Origin of the sequence: Cedecea sp. P7760 (assembly GCF_013386425.1) — a bacterium.
GTDB classification, from domain to species: Bacteria; Pseudomonadota; Gammaproteobacteria; order Enterobacterales; family Enterobacteriaceae; genus Cedecea; species Cedecea selenatireducens.
This window is the reverse complement of record NZ_JACARU010000126.1, coordinates 1-333: the sequence shown is the minus strand read 5'-3', so window position 1 is coordinate 333 and position 333 is coordinate 1. Positions and strand designations below refer to the sequence as shown.

General features: G+C 58.9%; 1 protein-coding gene. It reads right to left on the bottom strand.

The window, feature by feature from the left end:
* On the bottom strand, nucleotides 1-254 hold a 254-nt coding region (locus HX778_RS24965), incomplete at its 3' end, for an FKBP-type peptidyl-prolyl cis-trans isomerase (RefSeq protein WP_176983361.1).
* Nucleotides 255-333 lie beyond the last annotated feature (79 nt).

Genomic DNA, 333 nt, shown 5'->3' with positions numbered 1-333 from the left:
CCGTAGGCCAGGTGCGCCGGCACAAACAACGTGCGAATGCCGCCAACTTTCATGCCCATCAGCCCCTGGTCCCAGCCCTTGATGACGCGACCGGTGCCGATCACGCACTGAAACGGCTTGCCGCGTTCCCATGAGGAGTCGAACACCGTGCCGTCTTCCAGAGTGCCGGTGTATTGCGTGGTGATCAGGGCGCCTTTGACCACGGTTTTGCCGTCGCCGAGGCGGATGTCGGTGATTTCCAGTTCGGTGCTCATTTTTTCTCGTTTTGTGTAATGCGCGGATCGCGCCAAATGGGCGTTTTCCCAGAGTCAAACGCATTTGGCAAGCCCACAT